Genomic DNA, 20,519 nt, shown 5'->3' with positions numbered 1-20,519 from the left:
TTTCGTCTTGCCATCCGCACCGCGCGAAGGGGCTGCGCGATGCGCGACATGCAGACCCGCCGCGTTTCAATCAGTCGTTGGCGGCCGACAAACTGCGGCCGCGTTCGGTCGCTGCGGCAATGGCCTGGGCGGTGAGGGCCTCAAAGCCGCCGGCCTGGAGCGTCTCGATGGCGGCATGGGTCGTGCCGTTGGGCGAGGTCACGCGGCGACGCAGGACCTCCGGTGCTTCGCCCGATTCGGTGAGCATGCGTGCGGCGCCGAGCAGCGTTTGCAGCACCAACGTACGCGCGGTTGCGGCGGGCAGGCCCTGCGCTTGCGCAGCAGCTTCCATCGCTTCGGCCAAGAGAAAGACATAGGCCGGTCCGCTGCCGGAGACGGCGGTCACCGCATCCATCTGCGCTTCGTCGTCGATCCAGACGGTGACGCCGGCGCTGTCCAGTAGTTGGGTCGCCTGTTGGCGTTGCGCTGCGGACACGCGCGCGTTGGCGTACAGCCCGGTGACACCGGCGCCGAGCAGGGCGGGGGTGTTGGGCATGGCACGAACCACGGCGATATCTCCGCCAGACCAGCGCTGCAGCTGCGTGGCGGTGATGCCGGCTGCGATGGAAACCAGCAGCGGTTGTTGGGCCTGCGCGAGATCGGCCAGTTGCGCGCACACTATTGGCAGGACCTGAGGCTTGACCGCCAAGACCCAGGTCGTCGTCGCGTCGACAGCGGCGCGCGCATCCTCGACCACCTGCACGCCGAAGTCGCGCGCCAAGGCTGCGCGCAGATCGGCCACCGGCTCGGCCACGCGGATGCTGGCAGCCGGCGTACCCTGCCGGATCAGCCCGGCGATCAAGCTACGCGCCATGTTGCCGCCGCCGACGAAGGCGATGGACGTCGTAGCGGAAGACGAGGGCGAGGACGAAGCCGGTGTGTTCATTGCAGCACCTTGATAAGACGAGTCGATGTGGGAGGCGATGCGATCAGGCAGCGGCGTCCGGCGCTTGACCGCGCGCGCCGAACAACGCCGTGCCCACCCGCACCATGGTGGCGCCGGCCGCGATCGCTTCGGCGAAATCCGAGCTCATGCCCATCGACAAGGTGTCCACCTGCCGATGACGGGCTTGCAGCTGCTGGAACAGTGCCTGCATGCGCGAAAACGCAGCCTGGCGTCGTGCCTGATCCGGGAACGGGGCAGGGATCGCCATGAGTCCGCGTAGCTGCAAACGCGGTTGCAGGGCGATCGCTTCGGCCAGGCTGTCGATCGCGTCGGGCGCGCATCCATGCTTGCTGTCCTCGTCGTCGATGTTGACCTGGATCAATACATTCAACGGTGCGCGGTCGTCCGGGCGGTGACGCGCCAGCAGCGCAATCAATTTGGCGCGGTCCACCGTCTGCACCCAATCGAAGCACTGGCTCGCCAGTTCGGCCTTGTTGGATTGCAGGTGGCCGATCAAATGCCATTCCAGGTCCAACGTACGCAACTGGGCGATCTTGGCGTCGGCTTCCTGCACGTAGTTTTCGCCAAAGGCGCGCTGGCCCTGCGCGGCCAGGGCGGCAACGGCGTCGGCTGGCTTGGTCTTGGAGACCGCCAGCAGCCGCACGTCGGCACGCGCGTGTGCGACCGCTGCGGCGTGGATGGCATCGAGAATCTGCTGCAGCGACGAAGCCGGCACGTGGCATTCCGGAGAAGGCGGGAGCGCTATAGTGCCGCCCGCAGACGCTTCCATCCAGTTGGGGGCTGCCGGACGCCTGCATCGATGCGCCGGTGCTGCGCACATTTAAGAGGAGTGTCTGGACGCAAGGTGGGCGACCGTCCCCAAGTCCGACTAAGGCCCGGGGCGACGGACTGGCAGTGCGGCCCGCTACGCTCGGGCAAGCGCTGCGCTCGCCAGCAAGTCCTTGATGCCACCGCGCACCAGCCGTTCGGCCTTGGGCCGTTCCGCAGCCGGGCGCAGGCAACGGTTTCAGCCAGGCGCGTCGCACCCGACCTGAACCGGCGACAGGCCGCTTCCCGCCGGCAGCCAGAACGCTATACTGCCGGCCGGGGAGTACCTTCCAATCGCAGCCTAGGGGAAAAGCAGCGCATGGATATCGCTGAACTATTGGCGTTTTCTGTCAAGAACAAGGCATCGGACCTGCACCTGTCTGCAGGGCTGCCGCCGATGATCCGTGTCGATGGCGATGTCCGCCGCATCAATATTCCGGCGTTGGACCACAAGCAGGTGCACGCGCTGGTGTACGACATCATGTCGGACAAGCAGCGGCGCGATTACGAGGAATTCCTCGAAGTCGACTTTTCGTTCGAAATTCCGTCGCTGGCGCGTTTCCGCGTCAATGCGTTCAACCAGAACCGCGGCGCCGCTGCGGTGTTCCGTACCATTCCGTCCGAAGTGCTGACGCTGGAAGACCTTGGCTGCCCGCCGATCTTCCGTCAGCTGATCGATCAGCCGCAGGGCCTGATCCTGGTGACCGGCCCGACCGGCTCGGGCAAGTCGACCACGCTGGCCGGCATGATCGACTACATCAACAAGAATGAGTACGGGCACATCCTCACCGTCGAGGACCCGATCGAATTCGTCCACACCTCGCAGAAGTGCCTGATCAACCAGCGCGAGGTGCACCGCGATACGCACGGCTTCAACGAAGCGCTGCGCTCGGCACTGCGCGAAGACCCTGACATCATCCTGGTCGGCGAATTGCGCGACCTGGAAACCATTCGCCTGGCGCTCACCGCTGCGGAAACCGGTCACTTGGTGTTCGGCACCCTGCACACCAGCTCGGCCGCCAAGACCATCGACCGCATCATCGACGTGTTCCCGGCCGGCGAAAAGCCGATGGTGCGCTCGATGCTGTCCGAATCGCTGCGCGCTGTGATTTCGCAGGCGCTGTTGAAGAAGGTCGGCGGCGGCCGTACCGCAGCATGGGAAATCATGGTCGGCACCCCGGCCATCCGCAACCTGATCCGCGAGGACAAGGTGGCGCAGATGTATTCCTCGATCCAGACCGGCCAGCAATACGGCATGCAGACGCTGGACCAGCATCTGCAGGACCTGGTCAAGCGCAGCCTGATCACGCGCAACCAGGCTCGCGAGTACGCCAAGGACAAGCGGATATTCGAGTGATACGGGAATAGCGAATCGGGAATGGGGAATCGCAAAAGCGCGTTCCCGTCACCGAGTCCGTTGCCCGGCTTCTCCAATTCCCGTTTCTCGATTCACCATTCCCGGCTCCGAGGGAGCACCCCATGAGCACCATCGACTTCACCTCCTTCCTCAAGCTGATGGCGCATCAGAAGGCGTCGGACCTGTTCATCACCTCGGGGATGCCGCCGGCGATCAAGGTGCACGGCAAGATCAGCCCGATTACCCAGACCCCGCTGACCGCGCAGCAGAGTCGCGATCTGGTGTTGAACGTGATGACGCCGTCGCAGCGCGAGGAATTCGAAAAGACCCACGAGTGCAATTTCGCCATCGGCGTGTCCGGGGTCGGGCGTTTTCGTGTCAGCTGCTTCTACCAGCGTAATCAGGTGGGCATGGTGCTGCGCCGGATCGAAACGCGCATCCCCACCGTGGACGAGCTGAGCCTGCCGCCGGTGATCAAGACGCTGTCGATGACCAAGCGCGGCATCATCATCTTCGTCGGCGCCACCGGGACCGGTAAGTCGACCTCGCTGGCGGCGATGATCGGCTACCGCAACCAGAACTCGACCGGGCACATCATCACCATCGAAGATCCGATCGAATTCGTGCACAAGCACGAGGGTTGCATCATCACCCAGCGCGAGGTCGGCATCGACACCGACAGCTGGGAGAACGCGCTGAAGAACACCCTGCGCCAGGCGCCGGACGTGATCATGATCGGCGAGGTGCGCACCCGCGAAGGCATGGACCATGCGATCGCATTCGCCGAAACCGGCCATCTGGTGCTGTGCACGCTGCACGCCAACAACGCCAACCAGGCGATGGACCGCATCATCAACTTCTTCCCCGAAGATCGCCGCAACCAGCTGTTGATGGACCTGTCGCTCAACCTCAAGGGCGTGGTCGCGCAGCAGCTGATTCCGACCCCGGACGGCCGCAGCCGTCGCGTGGCGATGGAAATCATGTTGGGCACGCCGCTGGTGCAGGACTACATACGCGACGGCGAGATCCACAAGCTCAAGGAGATCATGAAGGAGTCCACCAACCTGGGCATGCGCACCTTCGACCAGAGCCTGTTCGAGCTCTACCAGGCCGGCGAAATCAGTTACGAAGACGCGTTGCGCTACGCCGACTCGCAGAACGAGGTGCGCCTGCGCATCAAGCTCTCGCAGGGCGGCGATGCCAAGACCTTGTCGCAGGGCCTGGACGGCGTGGAAATTTCCGAAGTGCGCTGAGTGCTGCGCGCCTCGGTGCCCGCGTGCACGGGGTGCCAGTGCCGACGGGTAACAAGCGCGGGGATCGGACCAGCCATGCACGGAGCTGAGCTGCTGCCGCCACGGTGACGCCGCCTGTCTGCGCGTTGCCGCCATTTCGTGCCCGGCGTGGCGGCCGGTGCTGCGCCAGGATCGCACCGCCGACGCGGTCCTGGCCGCCGCGTGGAGGGAGCGCCTGAGCGCGCCAAGGAAAACGACGGTCCGGCTCGAATCGTCCGCGCATCATCGAGGAGCTCGGCCATCCCTTGCCGCGCCGCTCCGGCATGCCCGGCTGCTGCGGAGGAGGGCGGCGGTCGACGGCCGATCGAGGCGCCCCGGTCACACACCGACCTGGCGAGGCCAGCCCGGTTTTAGATGTAACCGGGTGGGTCGATAGTGTCTAATACCGCACCCCACTGCAGTGCGCAAGCCCGTGAGCCTTCCCGATTCCGATCTGCGACCGGAGCAAGAACCCTTGCCCGACGATGGTGCCGTGGTCACCGCCGGCCCGCTCACTCCTCCGCCGGATTCGGCCGGGACTGCCGCCGACGACCACGCCTTCCATCATTCGGTGGCTGAGGATGCGCAAGGCATGGTGCTGGCGACTCTGGTCGCATCGCTCGGCCTGGCCATCTTCGCCAAGGGCGGGCTGATGATCGGCGGCATGGCCGGCGTGGCCTTCCTGTTGCACTACGCGCTGCACTGGAACTTCGGCCTGGTGTTCGTACTGGTCAATCTGCCGTTCTACTGGCTGAGCGTGCGCCGGATGGGGTGGGAGTTCACCCTGAAGACCTTCGCGGCAGTCGGCGCGTGCGGCGTGCTGACCAACCTGCTGCCGCGCTGGGCCGACTACGCGCACATGAGCACGGCCTTTTCGGCAATCGTCGGCGGGGCGCTGTCTGGCCTGGGTATCTTGTTCTTCATTCGCCACCGCGGCAGCCTGGGCGGCATCGGCATCCTGGCGGTGTACCTGCAGCGCGAGCGTGGCTGGAGCGCGGGCAAGGTGCAAATGAGCTTCGACGCGATGCTCATGCTGGTCGCCTTCTTCGTGCTGACCCCGGACAAGGTGCTGTATTCGGCCATCGGCGCCTTGATGCTGAGTCTGGTGCTGATGTTCAATCACCGCCCGCACCGGTATATGGGCGTGTGATGCGTGCCGAAGATCGCCCGCATGGCGCGTCCGGCAGCGGCCAACCATCGTCGCGTGTAGCTGTCAGCGGGCGCGGCTGCGCGCCCAGGACCGCAGCGTGCCAGCGATGCATGCCGCTTTCCGTGCGCCGGCAAGGCCCGCCTGGCGTTAGCACCGTCGTTTTGTCAGCAGTTCTAGGTGTTTTCGCGTGCCGGGCAGTTGGTAGGCAACTGCAGCCGTTGCATCAACCCGCGCGCATCGAACGGCGCATGCACCTTCATGTCGTTGTCGAAATAACAGTACACATCGCGCATTGCGCGTTTGCGGGCGCGTGCGCCGACGCGGGCTGCATCGTCCGGTTCGGCTCCGCCGGCCCACGCGGCGATGCGTGCTGCCCAGCGATCCAGTGCGGTGTCGCTGTAGCCGCTGGCGTACAACTGCGCATCGCCATGCAGACGCACATAGACGAAATCTGCGCTGACGTCCTCCAGATACGGGAATTTCCCTGCGGTGTCGGCGACCACCACCGCGACATTGTGACGCCGCAGCAGCCGCATGCAGGCCGGATCGCAGAAGCTGTCGTGACGCACTTCCAATGCGTGACGGATCGGTCGCCGGCGATCGATCGCCAGCGCGCTGCGGCCCTGCATCAGCGCGGTGTCGCGTTTGCGCGCCCTCGCCAACGCGGCCTCGCTATCGCGCGGCAGGCTGCCGAGAAATGCGTCCAGCAGCTCGGCATCGAACTGTAGGGTCGGCGGTAGCTGCCACAGGATCGGACCCAGTTTGGCGCCCAGCCGCAACACCCCGGAAGCGAAGAAGTTGGCCAGCGCCTGCTCGCAATCGCGCAAGCGCTTCATATGGGTGATGAAGCGAGGACCCTTGACCGAAAAGACGAAATCCTCAGGCGTTTCGTCATGCCAGCGCTGGAAGCTTTCCGGGCGCTGCAGCGAATAGAAGGAGCCATTGATTTCCACGCTGGGAAAGCAGCCCGCGGCGTATTCGAGCTCGCGCCGTTGGGCCAGGCCGGCCGGGTAAAACGTGCCGCGCCAGCGTGCGTAACGCCAGCCGGAAATGCCGATGCAAATAGCCATAACCCCGAGCATTTCGCGTGCGGCGTGCAAAAGGTGTCTAGCCGCGCTGGACCGTGCGCGCCTTTGCCGGCTTCTGCGCCTGCAACCAGGGCGGCGCCAGTGCCCGGATCTGCGCAAACACCGGGCACTGGGCATGGTGCGCGCCGGGCAGATAGCCCAGGCTCATCAGGAACTCGCCGGTGATTTCGCCGCCGGTGAAACGAAAGGTTTTCTTGAACAGCTTGACCCAGGCCGGTTTGTCGAGCGGGTGGTGGGCGTCCAGCCATTGCGCGAAGCCGCCATGCGTGGCGCGCAGCGTCCGGATGACGTGCGCGTTGTGGATTGCCGCCAGCACCTTGAGGCGATTGCGGATGATGCCGGCATCGCCCATCAACCTGCTGATGTCCTGTTCGCCATACGCAGCAACGGTGTCCACGTCGAAGCCGTCGTAAGCCTGCTGGAAATTGACGCGCTTGCGCAGGATGGTTTCCCAGCTCAGTCCGGCCTGGTTGATCTCCAGGACCAGCCGCTCGAACAACTCGCGTTCGTGGCGCTGCGGAAAGCCGTACTCGTGATCGTGGTAGTGGCCATGGACCGGATGGCCTGGGGCGATGCTGCAATAACCGCTCATGTGGATGCCTGTGGTTGTGGGGCGAGGCTTGCCAGTCGCGCGCCAGTCGCTGCCACGGCGGGCGAGCAGCAGTTGGCGCAGAGGCCGGGATGCCGTTTTCGCGGCTGCACCGCTTCGGCGGCGCTGCAAGTCGCACGCGTTGCGATCAAGCTGAACGTGTCGGTCAGGCGCCGCAGATGGGCCACCGCGAAGGCAGCCGCATCGGCGGCATCGCGCAGTCCCGGCGCCGGCAAGGCCCAGTATGGCAGCGGCTCTGCGCGCGGCGAAGCGAACGGCTAGAATGCGGCCATGTCTGTTTTGCCCACGCCTCTGGCCAACCAACTGCTGATTGCGCTTCCGGCGCTGTCCGACCCCACCTTTTCGCGCAGCGTCGCGCTGATCTGCCAGCACGATGAGAACGGCGCCATGGGCGTGCTGGTCAACCGGCCCTCCGAATACACCCTGGGCGAAGTGTTGTCGCAGATGGGTATCGACACCGACGATGAGCCGCTGCGCGAGCAGGTGGTGCTCAGCGGCGGTCCGGTGCACCCTGAGCGCGGTTTTGTGATCCATGACGATGCGCGCGAATGGGATTCCAGCCTGGAAGTGGGACAGGGTGTGTTCCTGACCACCTCGCGCGACATCCTCGAGGCGATGGCGGCCGGCAACGGCCCGCGCAATGCGCTGGTCGCGTTGGGCTGCGCCGGTTGGGGCGCCGGCCAGCTGGAATTCGAACTGGGCGAAAACAGCTGGCTCACCGCGCCGTCGGATGCCAATGTGCTGTTTGCGACCGCGCTGGAAGATCGCTGGCAGACCGCTGCCGGGCGTATCGGCGTGGATCTGTTCCGGCTCACGGATTATTCCGGGCATGCCTGAGGCGGGCGCGATCCGCCCCGATGGCACGGTGCTGGGCTTCGATGTGGGGTCGCGCCGGATCGGTGTGGCGGTCGGAAGCGCGCTTGGCGCCGGCGCGCGCGCGGTGGCCGTTATCAATGTGCATGCCAACGGCCCGGATTGGGGTGCGTTGGACCGCGTGTACAAGCAATGGCGCCCGGACGGCCTGGTGATCGGCGATCCGCTCACGCTGGACGACAAAGACCAGCCCGCACGCAAGCGCGCGCACGCGTTCGCCCGCCAGCTGCGCGAGCGCTATGCGCTGCCGGTTGTCCTGATCGATGAGCGCTCCAGTTCGGTTGAGGCTGCGCAGCGTTTCGCGCGCGAGCGTGCCGATGGGCGCAAGCGCCGCCGCGATGCCGAAGCGCTCGATGCGATGGCCGCCGCAGTGATCGTCGAACGCTGGTTGGCCGCACCCGACCAAGCCACCCTTCTTCCTTGACTCCCGACCTGCGATGACCACCATGCAACTCGATTCGGACGGACGCTTGCGCCACCTGCTCACCCTGGAAGGACTTCCGCGCACCACGCTGCTGCAATTGCTCGACCGCGCCGGCCAGATCCGCGATGCAGCGGTCGGGCGCGTGGGCAAGCGCAGCGTGCTGGCGGGCACTGCAGTGTGCACGCTGTTCTTCGAGCCCTCCACGCGCACGCGCAGCTCCTTCCATCTGGCGGCGCAGCGGCTCGGCGCGGACGTGCTCAATTTCGATGCATCCACCTCATCCACCCGCAAGGGCGAAACCGCGCGCGATACTCTGAAGAATCTCGAAGCGATGGGCGTGCGCGGCTTCGTGGTGCGTCACCCCGACGACGGCGCGGTGGAAGCGCTGGCGGCTGCCGCGGGCGAGGGCACCGCGTTGATCAATGCCGGCGACGGACGTAGCGCGCATCCCACCCAGGGCTTGCTCGACATGCTCACCCTGCGCCAGGCCAAGGGCACCGATTTTTCCAAGCTCAAGGTCGTTATCGTCGGCGACGTGAAGCACTCGCGCGTGGCGCGCTCGGACCTGCATGCCTTGCGCACGTTGGGCGCTGGCGAAATCCGCGTCTGCGGCCCGGCCAGCCTGCTGCCTGACGACGGCATGCTGGAGGGCTGCGTGGTCGGTCAGGATTTCGATGCCATGCTCGAAGGCGCCGACGCGCTGATGATGCTGCGCCTGCAGCGCGAGCGCATGGAAGAAGGCCTGGTGCCCTCGCTGGAGCAGTACCACACCGAATATGGTCTGACCTGCGAGCGCCTGGCGCGTGCCGGTCGTGACGCCGCGGTGCTGCACCCGGGCCCGATCAACCGCGGCGTGGAAATCACCGATGAAGTGGCCGACGGCGCGCAATCCTGCGTGTTACGGCAGGTCGCCAACGGCGTCGCCGTGCGCATGGCCGTGCTGGAAACCCTGCTCGGCTGAGCGTGGCTGCGCCTCGTTTCGTTAGCGGCCCAGGAGCGGCAACGCGACCGCGCAACCAACGCGCGCGGTCGTGTCTGATGTGTGGTTGTCGATTGCGAAGAGGCGGTCGCTTTTGCCGAACGTACACCGTGGTCCGTCGCGCGGTGGCGTTCGACGCGCAACTGCATGAGAGCAGACAAACAGTCGCTTGCTGCCTGACGTGCCCGGCGATCTGCGCTTGCGATTCCCGATTCCCGATTCCGAGCACTACCAGCTAACACCCACTCACCTATCGTGAGCGCTCCTTTCAGCGCAGGAGATCGCAATGGGTATTTCACGTCACGCTACCGCTCACTGGGAAGGCGACCTCAAGACCGGCAAGGGCCAGCTCAGCACGCCGCAGAGCGGCCTGATGGACAACACCCGTTATGCCTTCAGCAGCCGCTTCGGCGACGAGAAGGGCACCAATCCGGAAGAACTCATCGCCGCCGCGCATGCCGGCTGTTTCACCATGGCGTTGTCTGCACAGTTGACCGAAGCCGGTTTTCCGCCGGCCTCGCTGGACACGCGCGCCGATGTGGATCTGTCGATGGAAGGCGGCCCGCAGTTGTCGCAGATTCGCCTCAAGCTCAAGGCTGTGGTGCCGGGCATCGATGAGGCCAAGTTCCGCGAGCTGGCAGACACCGCCAAGAAGAATTGCCCGGTGTCCAAGGCACTGAGCGCCGTGCCGATCAGCCTGGAAACCGAGTTTTCCAGCTAATGCCAATACCGCTGCGACGCGTCGGCGCAAACGCCCGGCGCGCGCAGCTGGCGGCAACCTGAATAGGGCTTTTTGCGGCTGGTTTGGTTCAGTGCGGTTTCACTGGCGCAGGCCGAGCATCGGCAGCGTGTCCTCCCTATGAAGCTGCCGCAATGAAAACTCTCGTGCTTGGTGCTCTGGTGATGGGTCTGGTCGTGGCGGGCAATGCCACGGCGCAGCGCTATGACAGCGGCTACCGCGATTACGGCCGCAGCGGCTATGAGGATGGCCGTTACGAATATGCGCGCGTCGTGCGCGTGGATCCGATCATCGTTGCCGACTCGTACAACGAACGCACCAGCGAACGTTGCTACGATCGTCCCGCCGACGGTTACTACACCAGTAATGACGGGTACTACCGCGATGGCGGCTACGCCCAGGCCGGTGTGTCCGATCGCGGCGTGGCCAGTGTCATTGGTGGCATCGCGGGCGCCGTGCTCGGCAGCCAGGTCGGCGGCGGCAATGGTCGTCTGGTCGGTACCGCCGTTGGCACCATGGCAGGCGTAGCGGCGGGCCGCTCGATCTACGAGGCCAATCACCGCACGTACCAGGGCAACGTGAGGGTCTGCGAGCCGGTGTCCTACCGCCGCGAACGCGACCGCGTGGATGGCTACGACGTTACCTACGAATACGCTGGCCGTACATACCACACGCGTAGCGATTACAACCCGGGCGACCGTATCCGCGTGCGCGTCGACGTGCGCCCTGACTGATCAGTGCCGGATGGATGCGGTGCCGCTGGTTGCGGCAGCGTTCTTGCGTTTTGCGGAGCGATTGCGGCTGCAATGGCGCGTCAACAAGGCTTGGGCGGTGATCGATGCGATGCACCTTGCTGTTTCACACAAGCGCCGATGCGCGGTGCACGGGCCGTGATCAGAAATTGGCTGCAGCTGCAGGCCACCTCGCTGCGTGGGATCCTGCGCAGCAGCGTTGCTACCGCCCTAGAACGTGTGATGCACGTGGAGATGAGATGCGTTGGCCGCCAGCGGAGCGGGTGTTGCGTGGCGCCGGCTTGGCTGGCGCCAAGGCAAGCCGCGCGGCGCGCGCTCCGCTGACGGCCAACCCTCCGGGAAGCGCCCTGTGGCGCGCCGACTAAGCCCAGTCCAGCGTGCCGCGAATCACCGTCTGCACCTGGCCACCCGACCACACGTCGCCGTCGGCATCGATGTGCAGTTCCAGCAAGGCATCGAAGCCGATTTCGCGGCCCTGGCTGACCACATAGCGACGGTCGGTGCCGGGCAATGCGTCACGGCTGTCCAGCCATGCGGCGAGGACCGCATTGGCCGCGCCGGACGCCGCATCTTCGAAGCGCCGGCCATTGCCGACGAAGGCACGTACTGCCAGATCGTAGGCGCCCGGTGCGCCGGCGCGTGCATACGCAAACACGCCCATGCTGCCGGTAGATTCTGCCAACCCGGCGATCGCGTCCCAGTCCGGCTGCAGGCCGCGCAGCGCGGCTTCGCTGTCCAGTTCCACCACCCACCACGTGCGGCCGCCGTCCATCAGCGCAGGCGGTAGCGTCCCCAGCGGCCAGCCCCGCAAGGCATCGCGCAGGCGCGGATCGTCGGCGCTCACCTGCTCGGCCACGCGTGCGCGTGGCGTGCGGATCGCGATGCTGCGGTGGCCGCCGCGCTGCTCAACGCGCAGCGGCAACTGACCAGCGATGCCGTCCTGCACCAGGACGCCGTCCTGTGGTGCGGCCAGGCCGGCCTCGAGCACGGCATGTGCAGTGCCCACGCTGGGGTGGCCGGCAAACGGCACCTCTTTTTGCGGCGAAAACATACGCAGCCGGTAGCTGCTGTGCACGTTTTCGACGGGGACGACGAAGGTGGTCTCCGGCAGTTTGGTCCAGCGTGCGATGGCCTGCATCGCCGCATCGTCCAGACCTTGGGCATCCAGCACCACCGCCAGCGGATTGCCGCTGCCGGGGCGGGCGGAGAACACATCCAATTGCAGGAAACGGCGAGTGGTCATGGGCGTCGATCCGCAGTGAGGGCGCGGCAGCTTACCAATCGATGCGGCCGTCGATCACCTGCAGCGTCGCTCCGCCAATCCAGACTGCGCCTTCCGCGTCCACGTCCACATGGACGCGGCCATCGCGGCCAACTTCGCGGCCCTGACTGGCGACGTAGCGCGACTGCGCCCCGGGCAGGCGGTCTTCGCCATGCAGGCGTGCGGCAATACAGGCATTGGCGCTGCCGGTCACCGGGTCTTCCGGAATGCCATCGCCTGGGCAGAAGGCACGGACGACCAGGCCTGCGTCGTGGTCATGCATGGGCGCATAGATGGCCAGTCCGCAAGCGGCACTGGCCTGAGTCAGGCGCGCAATGGCGGCAAGGTCCGGGGCTGCCTGCCGTACCGCCTGCGCGTCGGCCAATTCCAGCAGCCACCAGTTCGGGCCGTTGTTCCAGAGCGCGGCCGGCTGCGCGCTCGCGCCCAGGCCAGCGCAGGCGGCGCGCAGCGCGTCGGCGTACGTGTCGCCCGTGTCGATGGCGCGTGCGCGCGGCGCGCGCAGCCGCACCAGCAAGGCGCCGTATCGGTCGAACACGTCCACCGGCAGCACGCCGGCTGCGCATTGCTGGCGCAGCCGGCCGTCGGGCTTATAGGCGGTCACGCCGTGGGTCACCGCCGCCCACGCTGCGCCGACGCTGGGGTGGCCGGCAAACGGTAGCTCGGTACGCGGGGTGAAGATGCGGATGTGGTAATCGGCATCGGGCACGCTGACCGGCAGGAAGAAGACCGTCTCGGACAGATTCAGCCACGCGGCAATCTGCTGCATTTGCGCAGACGACAACGTCTCTGCATTGAAGACCACGCCCAGTGGGTTGCCGCTGCCGGCCCGGCCGGCGAAAACATCCAGTTGCAGATAGCGGTGCTTGCTCATCGTGGGGAAATCTCGATCGAAGGAGGGCGCGGCGATGGTTGCAGGGCAAACCGACACGGCAGTGGAGGTGCGACGGCACGCAGTGATCGGACGCGGGGTCATGCGAGCGGCATTGGCAGTAGAATCGGAGGTTCCGCTCGGCATCCCGGGCATCTTCCCCCCATCCTAAACGCCTATCTCAATGTCAGCTCCCCACTCTACCGATCGTTGGATCGTCCTCAAGTTCGGCGGCACTTCGGTGTCGCGTCGTCATCGCTGGGACACGATTGGAAAACTGGCGAGCAAACGGGCGAACGAAACCGGCGGCCGCGTGCTGGTGGTGGTGTCTGCATTGTCGGGCGTGACCAACGAGCTCACTGCCATTGCCGACGGCGCCGCCGATAGCGCGCAGCGCGTGGCGGCACTGGACCAACGCCATCGCGAGTTTCTGGCCGAGCTCGAACTGGACGCCGATGCAGTGCTGGGCGAGCGCCTGGCCGCACTGCACGCATTGCTGGGCGATGCGCGCGCTGCAACGCGCACGCTGGATTGGCAAGCCGAGGTGCTGGGGCAGGGCGAGTTGCTGTCGTCCACCATCGGCGCGGCGTATCTGCATGCCAGCGGCCTGGACATGGGGTGGCTGGATGCGCGCCAGTGGCTGTCCGCACTGCCGCCGCAGCCCAATCAGAGCGAATGGTCCAAGCGGCTGTCGGTCTCGTGCCAATGGCAGTCCGATGCCGGTTGGCGCACGCGTTTCGCCGCGCAACCGACACGCTTTCTGATCACGCAAGGCTTCATTTCGCGTCATGCCGATGGTGGCACCGCGATTCTGGGCCGTGGCGGTTCGGATACCTCGGCGGCGTACTTCGGCGCGCTGCTCGGCGCCAGCCGGGTGGAAATCTGGACCGACGTGCCTGGCATGTTCAGCGCCAACCCGAAAGAAGTGCCGGATGCGCGGCTGCTGACCCGGCTGGACTATTACGAAGCGCAGGAAATCGCCACCACCGGCGCCAAGGTGCTGCATCCGCGCTCGATCAAGCCGTGCCGCGATTCCGGCGTGCCGATGGCGATCCTGGACACCGAGCGCCCGGATCTGCCGGGTACCAGCATCGACGGCAATGCCGAGCCGGTGCTGGGCGTCAAGGCGATCAGCCGCCGCAATGGCATCGTGCTGGTGTCGATGGAAGGCATCGGCATGTGGCAGCAGGTCGGCTTCCTGGCCGACGTGTTCACGCTGTTCAAGAAGCACGGCCTGTCGGTGGACTTGATCGGTTCGGCCGAGACCAACGTCACCGTGTCGCTGGATCCTTCGGAAAACCTGGTCAACACCGATGTGCTGGCGGCGTTGTCGGCCGATCTGTCGCAGATCTGCAAGGTCAAGATCATCGTTCCTTGCGCGGCCATCACCTTGGTCGGACGCGGCATGCGTTCGCTGCTGCACAAGCTCTCCGACGTGTGGGCCACGTTCGGGCAGGAACGCGTGCACATGATTTCGCAGTCGTCCAACGACTTGAACCTGACCTTCGTCATCGACGAAGCCGATGCCGACGGTTTGCTGCCGATCCTGCACGCGGAACTGATCGACAGCGGTGCGATGCCGGTCAGCGAGGGCGAGGTGTTCGGGCCGCGCTGGCGGCAGATCATCGGCTCGGTACGTCCGCGACCCACGCCGTGGTGGCATGCCGAGCGCGCGCATCTGCTGTCGCTGTCCAAGGCCGGGACGCCGCGTTACGCATACCACCTGCCCACGGTGCGTGAGCGTGCGCATGCGCTGGCGCAGATAGCCGCGGTGGATCAGCGCTATTACGCGATCAAGGCCAATGCGCATCCGGCCATCCTGATGGCGCTGGAGCAGGCCGGCTTCGGGCTGGAATGCGTCTCGCACGGCGAATTGCGCCGCGTATTCCAGGCGCTGCCGGAGCTGTCGCCACGGCGCGTGCTGTTCACGCCGAGCTTTGCGCCCAAGGCCGAATACGAAGCGGCCTTCGCGCTGGGCGTGACGGTGACCGTGGACAACGTCGAGGCGCTGCGCAACTGGCCCGAGGTGTTCCGTGGCCGCAATGTGTGGCTGCGCATCGACCTGGGGCACGGCGACGGCCATCACGAGAAGGTCAACACTGGCGGCAAGGCTTCCAAGTTCGGCCTGTCGTCCACGCGGGTGGATGAATTTGTCGAGGTGGCGCGCACGCTCGAGGTCACCATCACCGGCGTGCATGCGCACCTGGGCAGTGGCGTGGAGACCGGCGAGCACTGGCGGATGATGTACGACGAGTTGGCCGGCTTCGCGCGCCGTATCGGCACGGCGGAGACCATCGACATCGGTGGCGGCCTGCCGATTCCGTACAGCGCCGAAGACGAGCCATTCGATCTGGAGGTGTGGGCCAAGGGCCTGGCCGAGGTCAAGGCCGTGCATCCGGGCTACCGCCTGGCGATCGAGCCGGGCCGCTATCTGGTGGCCGAAGCCGGCGTATTGCTCGCCGGCGTCACGCAAGTGATCGAGAAGGACGGCGTGCACCGCGTGGGCCTGGATGCGGGGATGAATACCCTGATTCGCCCGGCGTTGTACGACGCCTGGCACGACATCGAAAACCTCAGCCAACTCGACGCGCCGGCCGATGGCACGTTCGATATCGTCGGGCCGATCTGCGAATCGTCGGACGTGTTCGGCAAGCGCCGCCGCCTGCCTGCGGCCACCGCACCAGGCGACGTGGTGCTGGTCGCCGACACCGGCGCCTATGGCTACTCGATGGCCAGCACCTACAACCAGCGCGAATTGCCGCGCGAAGAGGTGATCGATGCGCCCACTGGCTGAGTTCATCGTACTCAGCACGCTGGCCGGTGGCGTGGCGATGGTGTTCTCCACCGCCATCGACATGGCCGGGCAACGGGTGCCGTGGACCGACAGCCTGCGGTGGGTGCTGCCAGGGTTGATTGCTGCCGGCGTCGGTGCCTGGAGCGCAGCGTTCTGGCAAGCACGGCGCGCCGAGCGAGCGCTGGCGCAGCGTGCCGGTGGCATGGCGCTGCGCACCGTGGTGCTCAGCGCGCTTGGCTATTTGCCCGCATTGCTGCTGTATCTGCTGGTCGCGTTGGCGATCACCGGCGATGCAAAGGTGATTCGCTCGGAAGTGATGCTGCTGTTGTTCGTGATCGGTTGCCTGCCGCTGCTATGGGCGGCGGTGCCGTTTTCCATGATTGAATATCTCCTGTGCCGACGCTATCTGCGTCGTGTACGTGTTTCTGCAGGTAGTCCATGAGCGCTTTCGACAAACATCAGATGTCCACCTTCCGTTTCGTGCGTTGCGCACTCGACGTGCAGACCGGCGTGGCGACGTTGGTGTATGCCTTCGATCAAGGGCCGGAGCTGGTCGAGACCGTTGCGGTGCCGGGCGCACCGTTCGTGCTTGAGGGCGCGCAGGCGACTGCCGTGCAACAGGCGCTGCGGCTGCTGCATCTCATTGCAGGAGTCAGTTATTTCAAAGCTGCGGTGCCGCCGAACATCGCCATCGACAGCTACAGCATCGATGCCGAAACCGCTGCGCTGGTGGAAAGCGTGTACCTGCACGGCCTGGGCGAATTTGCCTATCGCAATGGCTTGAACCTGCACGGCAAGATTCATTTTCCGGTCGCCGCGCAAGCGTCTGATGCTGCGCCGGCAGTGGGGTTGCGCGAGCATGCGCTGGTTGCGATCGGTGGCGGTAAGGATTCGCTGGTCAGCATCGAGGCCCTGCGCCAGGCCGGCGTGGCGCAGACCGTCAGCTGGATCGGCGGTTCGCAACTCATCCGTGCCTGTGCAGAACGCACCGGGTTGCCGGTACTCAACATCGGCCGCGTGCTGGCCCCGGAACTGTTCGAACTCAATCGCCAGGGCGCGTGGAACGGGCATATCCCGGTGACCGCGGTGAACTCGGCCATCCTGGTGCTGGCGGCGCTGCTCAATGGGATCGACCAGGTGGTGTTCTCCAACGAACGTTCGGCCAGTTACGGCAGCCAGATTCCCGGCACCGGCGAGGTCAATCACCAGTGGTCCAAGGGCTGGGCGTTCGAACAGGCATTCGGCGATTACGTGCAGCGGCAGGTGGCGGCCGATCTGCGCTACTACTCGTTGCTGCGGCCGCTCTCCGAGTTGGCGGTGGCGCGGCAATTCGCCAAGACAGATCACTACGACGCGCACTTTTCCAGCTGCAACCGCAACTTCCACATCATGGGCGAGCGCCCGGTGCATCGCTGGTGCGGCGTGTGCCCGAAGTGCCATTTCGTGTTCCTGGCGCTGGCGCCGTTCATGCCCAAGACGCGGTTGGTCAACATCTTCGGGCGCAATCTGCTCGACGATGCGACCCAGGCCGGCGGCTACGATGCGCTGCTGGAGTTCCAGGACCACAAGCCGTTCGAATGCGTGGGCGAAGGCCGCGAATCGCGCGCGGCGATGGCCGTGCTGGCCAGCCGCGCGGAGTGGAAGGAGGACGCGTTGGTGAAGCGCTTCATCCGCGACATCCAGCCGCAGCTCGACTCGAATGATCTGCAGGTCGAGCCACTCATGGCCATCGATGGCGAGCACCGGATTCCGCCGGCGCTGTGGGAGCGCGTGCGTGCGAATTTCGCAGCTTGAAGGCAAGACTGTTGCGTTGTGGGGCTGGGGGCGCGAAGGACGTGCGGCGTATCGTGCGCTGCGGGCGCGCCTGCCGACTCAAGCGCTGACGGTGTTCTGCAACGCCGAAGAGGCGCGTGAGATCGCTGCGCTGGCAGATGCGGCCTTGCAGGTGGAAACCGATGCCAGCGCGCAGGCGCTGGGACGATTCGAGATCGTCGTGAAGTCGCCCGGCATCAGCCCGTATCGCGCCGAGGCACTGGCTGCCGCTGCGCAGGGCACGCATTTCATTGGCGGCACCGCGCTGTGGTTTGCCGAACACGCGCAGGCGGACGGCAGCGTGCCTGGCGTCGTCTGCATCACCGGCACCAAGGGCAAGAGCACCACCACTGCGCTGCTGGCGCACGTGCTGCGCGCAGCCGGGCATCGCACCGCCTTGGTCGGCAATATCGGCCAGCCCCTGCTGGAAGTGCTGGCACCGCAGCCGCCGCCGGCGTATTGGGCGGTCGAGTTGTCCAGCTATCAGACCGCTGATGTCGGGCGCAGCGGCGCGCGTCCCCAGCTGGCACTGGTGTTGAATCTGTTTCCCGAGCATCTTGACTGGCATGGCGACGAGGCGCGCTATGTGCGCGACAAGCTGTCGCTGGTGACCGAAGGCCGGCCGCGGATCGCCTTGCTCAACGCTGCCGACCCGCTGCTTGCCGGCTTGCAATTGCCCGATAGCCAGGTGCGTTGGTTCAATCAGCCCGCCGGCTGGCATCTGCGTGGCGACGTGGTCTATCGCGGCGAACAGGCCATTTTCGATACCGCCGATGTGCCGCTGCCGGGCGAGCACAACCGCCGCAACCTGTGCGCGGTGCTGGCGGCGGTAGAGGCCTTGGGCCTGGATGCGGCGGCACTTGCGCCGGCGGCAGCGAGCTTTCGTCCATTGCCCAACCGCCTGCAGTTGCTCGGCAGCGTGGACGGCATCAGCTACGTCAACGATTCGATCAGCACCACGCCGCATGCCTCGCTGGCTGCACTGGCGTGCTTTGCGCGGCGACGCGTGGCCTTGCTGGTCGGTGGCCATGATCGCGGGCTGGATTGGCACGATTTCGCCCAGCAGATGGCGCAGCAGGCGCCGCTGGAAATCGTGACCATGGGCGCCAATGGCCCACGCATCCATGCATTGCTGGCGCCGCTGGCCGAAGCGGGACACTTCGGCCTGCATGCCGCCAACGATCTCGAACACGCCATGGGACTGGCGCGCAATGCGCTGGGCGAGCAGGGCGGTGTGGTGCTGCTCTCGCCGGGGGCGCCCAGCTTCGGCGCCTACAGCGATTACGTTGCGCGCGGCCGCCACTTCGCACAGCTGGCAGGCTTCGATCCGGCGGCAATCAGCGCGATTGACGGACTGGGTGTGCACTGAAGGCGGCCAACGCACCGGCTGCGCTCATCAGCCGGTGGGCATGGCAGGTGCTCGGAACTGGCATGTGCCGCTCGTACACCGCTGTGCCTGCGCGCTGTTCTCCGGCCACCTGATGGCTGCTCGCTGCCTATTGGTCGCCGCGCTTGGGTCGCTGCGCTAACGCCAGCGCCGCCGCGGTGGCGCGATTGCCTCGAAAGCGCGCACGCGCAGCGCATGCGAAACGCGCAGGCGCGTTGGACCGACGACCTGCCGCCACCGTTGCCGGCAGCGGCGACGATGACCTCTCCTGCACGGCGCCAGCGCCTACACTCGCCGCACCATCCTGGGAGCAAGCACATGCACAAGCAATGGACATGGCGTGGCGTTGGATTGATCGGTGTCCTGGCCTCGCTGGCCTTCCCCGCAGCGGCCGCGATGCAGGCCAAGCCGCTGGAATGGAAGATCGGCAAGGACACCTACAGCGGCGTGCTGGTGTATGACGATGCCGGCGATGCCAAGCGCCCGGGCCTGGTGATGGTGCCCAACTGGCGCGGTGTCAACGACTCGGCGGTGAGCAAGGCCAAGCAACTGGCCGGCGACGATTACGTGGTGCTGGTGGCCGACGTGTATGGCAAGGCCAAGCGCCCCGCCAACGACAGCGAGGCTGGACAGTTCGCCAGCGCCCTGAAGAAGGATCCGCCGGAGCTGCGCGCACGCGCGCTCAAGGCGGTAGAGGTACTCAAGGCGCAGGCCGGCAAGGCGCCGCTGGACGCAGCGCGCATCGGTGCGGTGGGCTTCTGCTTCGGCGGTACGACGGTGCTGGAGCTGGTGCGCTCAGGCGCGCAGCTGGCCGGTGTGGTCAGCCTGCATGGCGGCATCGCGACTCCCAGCCCGGCTGCGGCCGGCTCTGCCAAGACGCCCCTGCTGGTGCTCAACGGTGCCGACGACAAGAGCGTGAGCAAGGCGGATATCGCCGCGTTCGAAACCGAAATGAATGCAGCCGGCGCGGATTGGCAATTCGTCAATTTCAGCGGCGCGGTGCATTGCTTTGCCGAGGCCGACGCCAACAGCCCGCCGGGCTGCCTGTACAACCCGCGGGCGGCCAAGCGTGCGTACCGCATGCTGGGCGACTTCTTCGAAGAGCGGTTTGGTCAGTAGCCGGGATTGGGGATTTGGGATCGCAAGAGCGCGGGTCCCGTGCTTCAACGCATCACCCCCCGGAGTTTGTGCTCCGGGGGAGGGCGCTGACCAATCATTCGGCTAACGGATGCGGGATTCGTCAACGCGCGAACTAGGGCCTGTTAACACATCCGAAGCCCATCAACGACTAGGACGAAGCTGAGGAATCCAAGGAACATGACATCCAGCTTCTCGAAGCGCGAGAAAATCCGGCGGTAGCCTTTCAAGCGACGGAACAGT

20 protein-coding genes, 1 other RNA gene and 1 pseudogene are annotated in these 20,519 nt (G+C 65.9%); 15 read left to right on the top strand and 7 right to left on the bottom strand.

Features of this window, described 5'->3' with window-relative positions; all coding sequences use genetic code 11:
* Positions 1–70: 70 nt before the first annotated feature.
* Positions 71–925: a pyrroline-5-carboxylate reductase gene (proC, locus tag F7R02_RS16310; protein WP_078590793.1), complete on the bottom strand. Its 855-nt coding sequence runs from the start codon at positions 923–925 to the stop codon at positions 71–73.
* Positions 926–968: 43 nt separating this feature from the next.
* The gene (locus F7R02_RS16305) at positions 969–1,661 is read right to left on the bottom strand and encodes a YggS family pyridoxal phosphate-dependent enzyme (protein WP_078590795.1); all 693 of its coding nucleotides are present in this window, start codon (positions 1,659–1,661) and stop codon (positions 969–971) included.
* A 411-nt stretch (positions 1,662–2,072) separates the two neighbouring features.
* Here F7R02_RS16305 and F7R02_RS16300 point away from each other — a divergent pair, with 411 nt between their 5' ends.
* The 3 genes from F7R02_RS16300 (at position 2,073) to F7R02_RS16290 (ending at position 5,531) form a co-directional block, all read left to right on the top strand.
* Positions 2,073–3,110 carry a type IV pilus twitching motility protein PilT gene (locus tag F7R02_RS16300; protein ID WP_078590796.1) on the top strand — a complete coding sequence of 346 codons (1,038 nt, stop codon included), beginning with the start codon at positions 2,073–2,075 and terminating at the stop codon, positions 3,108–3,110.
* Positions 3,111–3,232: 122 nt separating this feature from the next.
* Positions 3,233–4,363, top strand: coding sequence for a PilT/PilU family type 4a pilus ATPase (locus tag F7R02_RS16295; RefSeq protein WP_003489921.1), 1,131 nt, complete (start codon positions 3,233–3,235; stop codon positions 4,361–4,363).
* A 493-nt stretch (positions 4,364–4,856) separates the two neighbouring features.
* A complete protein-coding gene (locus tag F7R02_RS16290; protein WP_016851096.1) occupies positions 4,857–5,531 on the top strand; it encodes a YitT family protein in 675 nt (224 codons plus the stop codon).
* A 173-nt stretch (positions 5,532–5,704) separates the two neighbouring features.
* On the opposite strand, the gene F7R02_RS16285 is transcribed toward F7R02_RS16290, so the two are convergent.
* A complete protein-coding gene (locus F7R02_RS16285; RefSeq protein WP_172107359.1) occupies positions 5,705–6,631 on the bottom strand; it encodes a DUF72 domain-containing protein in 927 nt (308 codons plus the stop codon).
* A 7-nt stretch (positions 6,632–6,638) separates the two neighbouring features.
* Entirely contained in the window at positions 6,639–7,211 is a 573-nt protein-coding gene (locus tag F7R02_RS16280; protein WP_039577750.1) for a DNA-3-methyladenine glycosylase I, read from the bottom strand.
* 288 nt (positions 7,212–7,499) lie between these two features.
* Between F7R02_RS16280 and F7R02_RS16270 the strand changes: the two genes are divergently transcribed.
* The 6 genes from F7R02_RS16270 to F7R02_RS26405 all read left to right on the top strand — a co-directional run bounded on the left by F7R02_RS16270 (position 7,500) and on the right by F7R02_RS26405 (position 11,138).
* Positions 7,500–8,066, top strand: coding sequence for a YqgE/AlgH family protein (locus F7R02_RS16270; RefSeq protein WP_003489930.1), 567 nt, complete (start codon positions 7,500–7,502; stop codon positions 8,064–8,066).
* Positions 8,059–8,526 (top strand): Holliday junction resolvase RuvX, encoded by a 468-nt coding sequence (ruvX, locus tag F7R02_RS16265; RefSeq protein ID WP_003489932.1) that lies wholly within the window; start codon positions 8,059–8,061, stop codon positions 8,524–8,526. Before F7R02_RS16270 ends, ruvX begins: the two co-directional genes overlap by 8 nt.
* A gap of 13 nt (positions 8,527–8,539) precedes the next feature.
* Complete coding sequence (locus tag F7R02_RS16260) at positions 8,540–9,487, top strand: aspartate carbamoyltransferase catalytic subunit (protein ID WP_005913284.1); 948 nt, start codon at positions 8,540–8,542, stop codon at positions 9,485–9,487.
* Between the two features lie 304 nt (positions 9,488–9,791).
* The gene (locus F7R02_RS16255) at positions 9,792–10,226 is read left to right on the top strand and encodes an OsmC family protein (protein WP_003489936.1); all 435 of its coding nucleotides are present in this window, start codon (positions 9,792–9,794) and stop codon (positions 10,224–10,226) included.
* Between the two features lie 152 nt (positions 10,227–10,378).
* Positions 10,379–10,978, top strand: a complete 600-nt coding sequence (locus F7R02_RS16250; protein ID WP_015472432.1) for a glycine zipper 2TM domain-containing protein — start codon at positions 10,379–10,381, stop codon at positions 10,976–10,978.
* Between the two features lie 10 nt (positions 10,979–10,988).
* Positions 10,989–11,138, top strand: coding sequence for a hypothetical protein (locus F7R02_RS26405; protein WP_167521046.1), 150 nt, complete (start codon positions 10,989–10,991; stop codon positions 11,136–11,138).
* 219 nt (positions 11,139–11,357) lie between these two features.
* On the opposite strand, the gene F7R02_RS16245 is transcribed toward F7R02_RS26405, so the two are convergent.
* The gene (locus F7R02_RS16245; RefSeq protein ID WP_078590798.1) at positions 11,358–12,239 is read right to left on the bottom strand and encodes a PhzF family phenazine biosynthesis protein; all 882 of its coding nucleotides are present in this window, start codon (positions 12,237–12,239) and stop codon (positions 11,358–11,360) included.
* 31 nt (positions 12,240–12,270) lie between these two features.
* A complete protein-coding gene (locus tag F7R02_RS16240; RefSeq protein WP_078590799.1) occupies positions 12,271–13,149 on the bottom strand; it encodes a PhzF family phenazine biosynthesis protein in 879 nt (292 codons plus the stop codon).
* 181 nt (positions 13,150–13,330) lie between these two features.
* Between F7R02_RS16240 and F7R02_RS16235 the strand changes: the two genes are divergently transcribed.
* The 6 genes from F7R02_RS16235 to F7R02_RS16210 all read left to right on the top strand — a co-directional run bounded on the left by F7R02_RS16235 (position 13,331) and on the right by F7R02_RS16210 (position 20,258).
* Complete coding sequence (locus F7R02_RS16235; RefSeq protein WP_078590801.1) at positions 13,331–15,940, top strand: bifunctional aspartate kinase/diaminopimelate decarboxylase; 2,610 nt, start codon at positions 13,331–13,333, stop codon at positions 15,938–15,940.
* On the top strand, positions 15,924–16,382 hold the full coding sequence (locus tag F7R02_RS16230) for a hypothetical protein (RefSeq protein WP_078590803.1): 459 nt from the start codon (positions 15,924–15,926) through the stop codon (positions 16,380–16,382). Before F7R02_RS16235 ends, F7R02_RS16230 begins: the two co-directional genes overlap by 17 nt.
* Complete coding sequence (murL, locus tag F7R02_RS16225; protein ID WP_005913270.1) at positions 16,379–17,734, top strand: UDP-N-acetyl-alpha-D-muramoyl-L-alanyl-L-glutamate epimerase; 1,356 nt, start codon at positions 16,379–16,381, stop codon at positions 17,732–17,734. Before F7R02_RS16230 ends, murL begins: the two co-directional genes overlap by 4 nt.
* Positions 17,715–19,121, top strand: coding sequence for a UDP-N-acetylmuramoyl-L-alanine--D-glutamate ligase (murD, locus tag F7R02_RS16220; RefSeq protein WP_078590805.1), 1,407 nt, complete (start codon positions 17,715–17,717; stop codon positions 19,119–19,121). The genes murL and murD overlap by 20 nt, the downstream gene beginning before the upstream one ends.
* Positions 19,122–19,183: 62 nt before the next feature.
* Positions 19,184–19,257, top strand: a non-coding RNA gene (locus F7R02_RS16215) — sX9 sRNA.
* Between the two features lie 200 nt (positions 19,258–19,457).
* Positions 19,458–20,258, top strand: coding sequence for a dienelactone hydrolase family protein (locus F7R02_RS16210; protein WP_139371064.1), 801 nt, complete (start codon positions 19,458–19,460; stop codon positions 20,256–20,258).
* A 143-nt stretch (positions 20,259–20,401) separates the two neighbouring features.
* Here the strand turns inward: F7R02_RS16210 and F7R02_RS16205 are convergent.
* Positions 20,402–20,519 (bottom strand): annotated as a pseudogene (locus tag F7R02_RS16205) (IS5-like element ISCARN85 family transposase); the annotation flags it as partial.

It is taken from the genome of Xanthomonas cissicola (genome assembly GCF_008801575.1).
Lineage (GTDB): Bacteria > Pseudomonadota > Gammaproteobacteria > Xanthomonadales > Xanthomonadaceae > Xanthomonas > Xanthomonas cissicola.
This window is presented reverse-complemented; position numbering and strand designations above follow the sequence as displayed.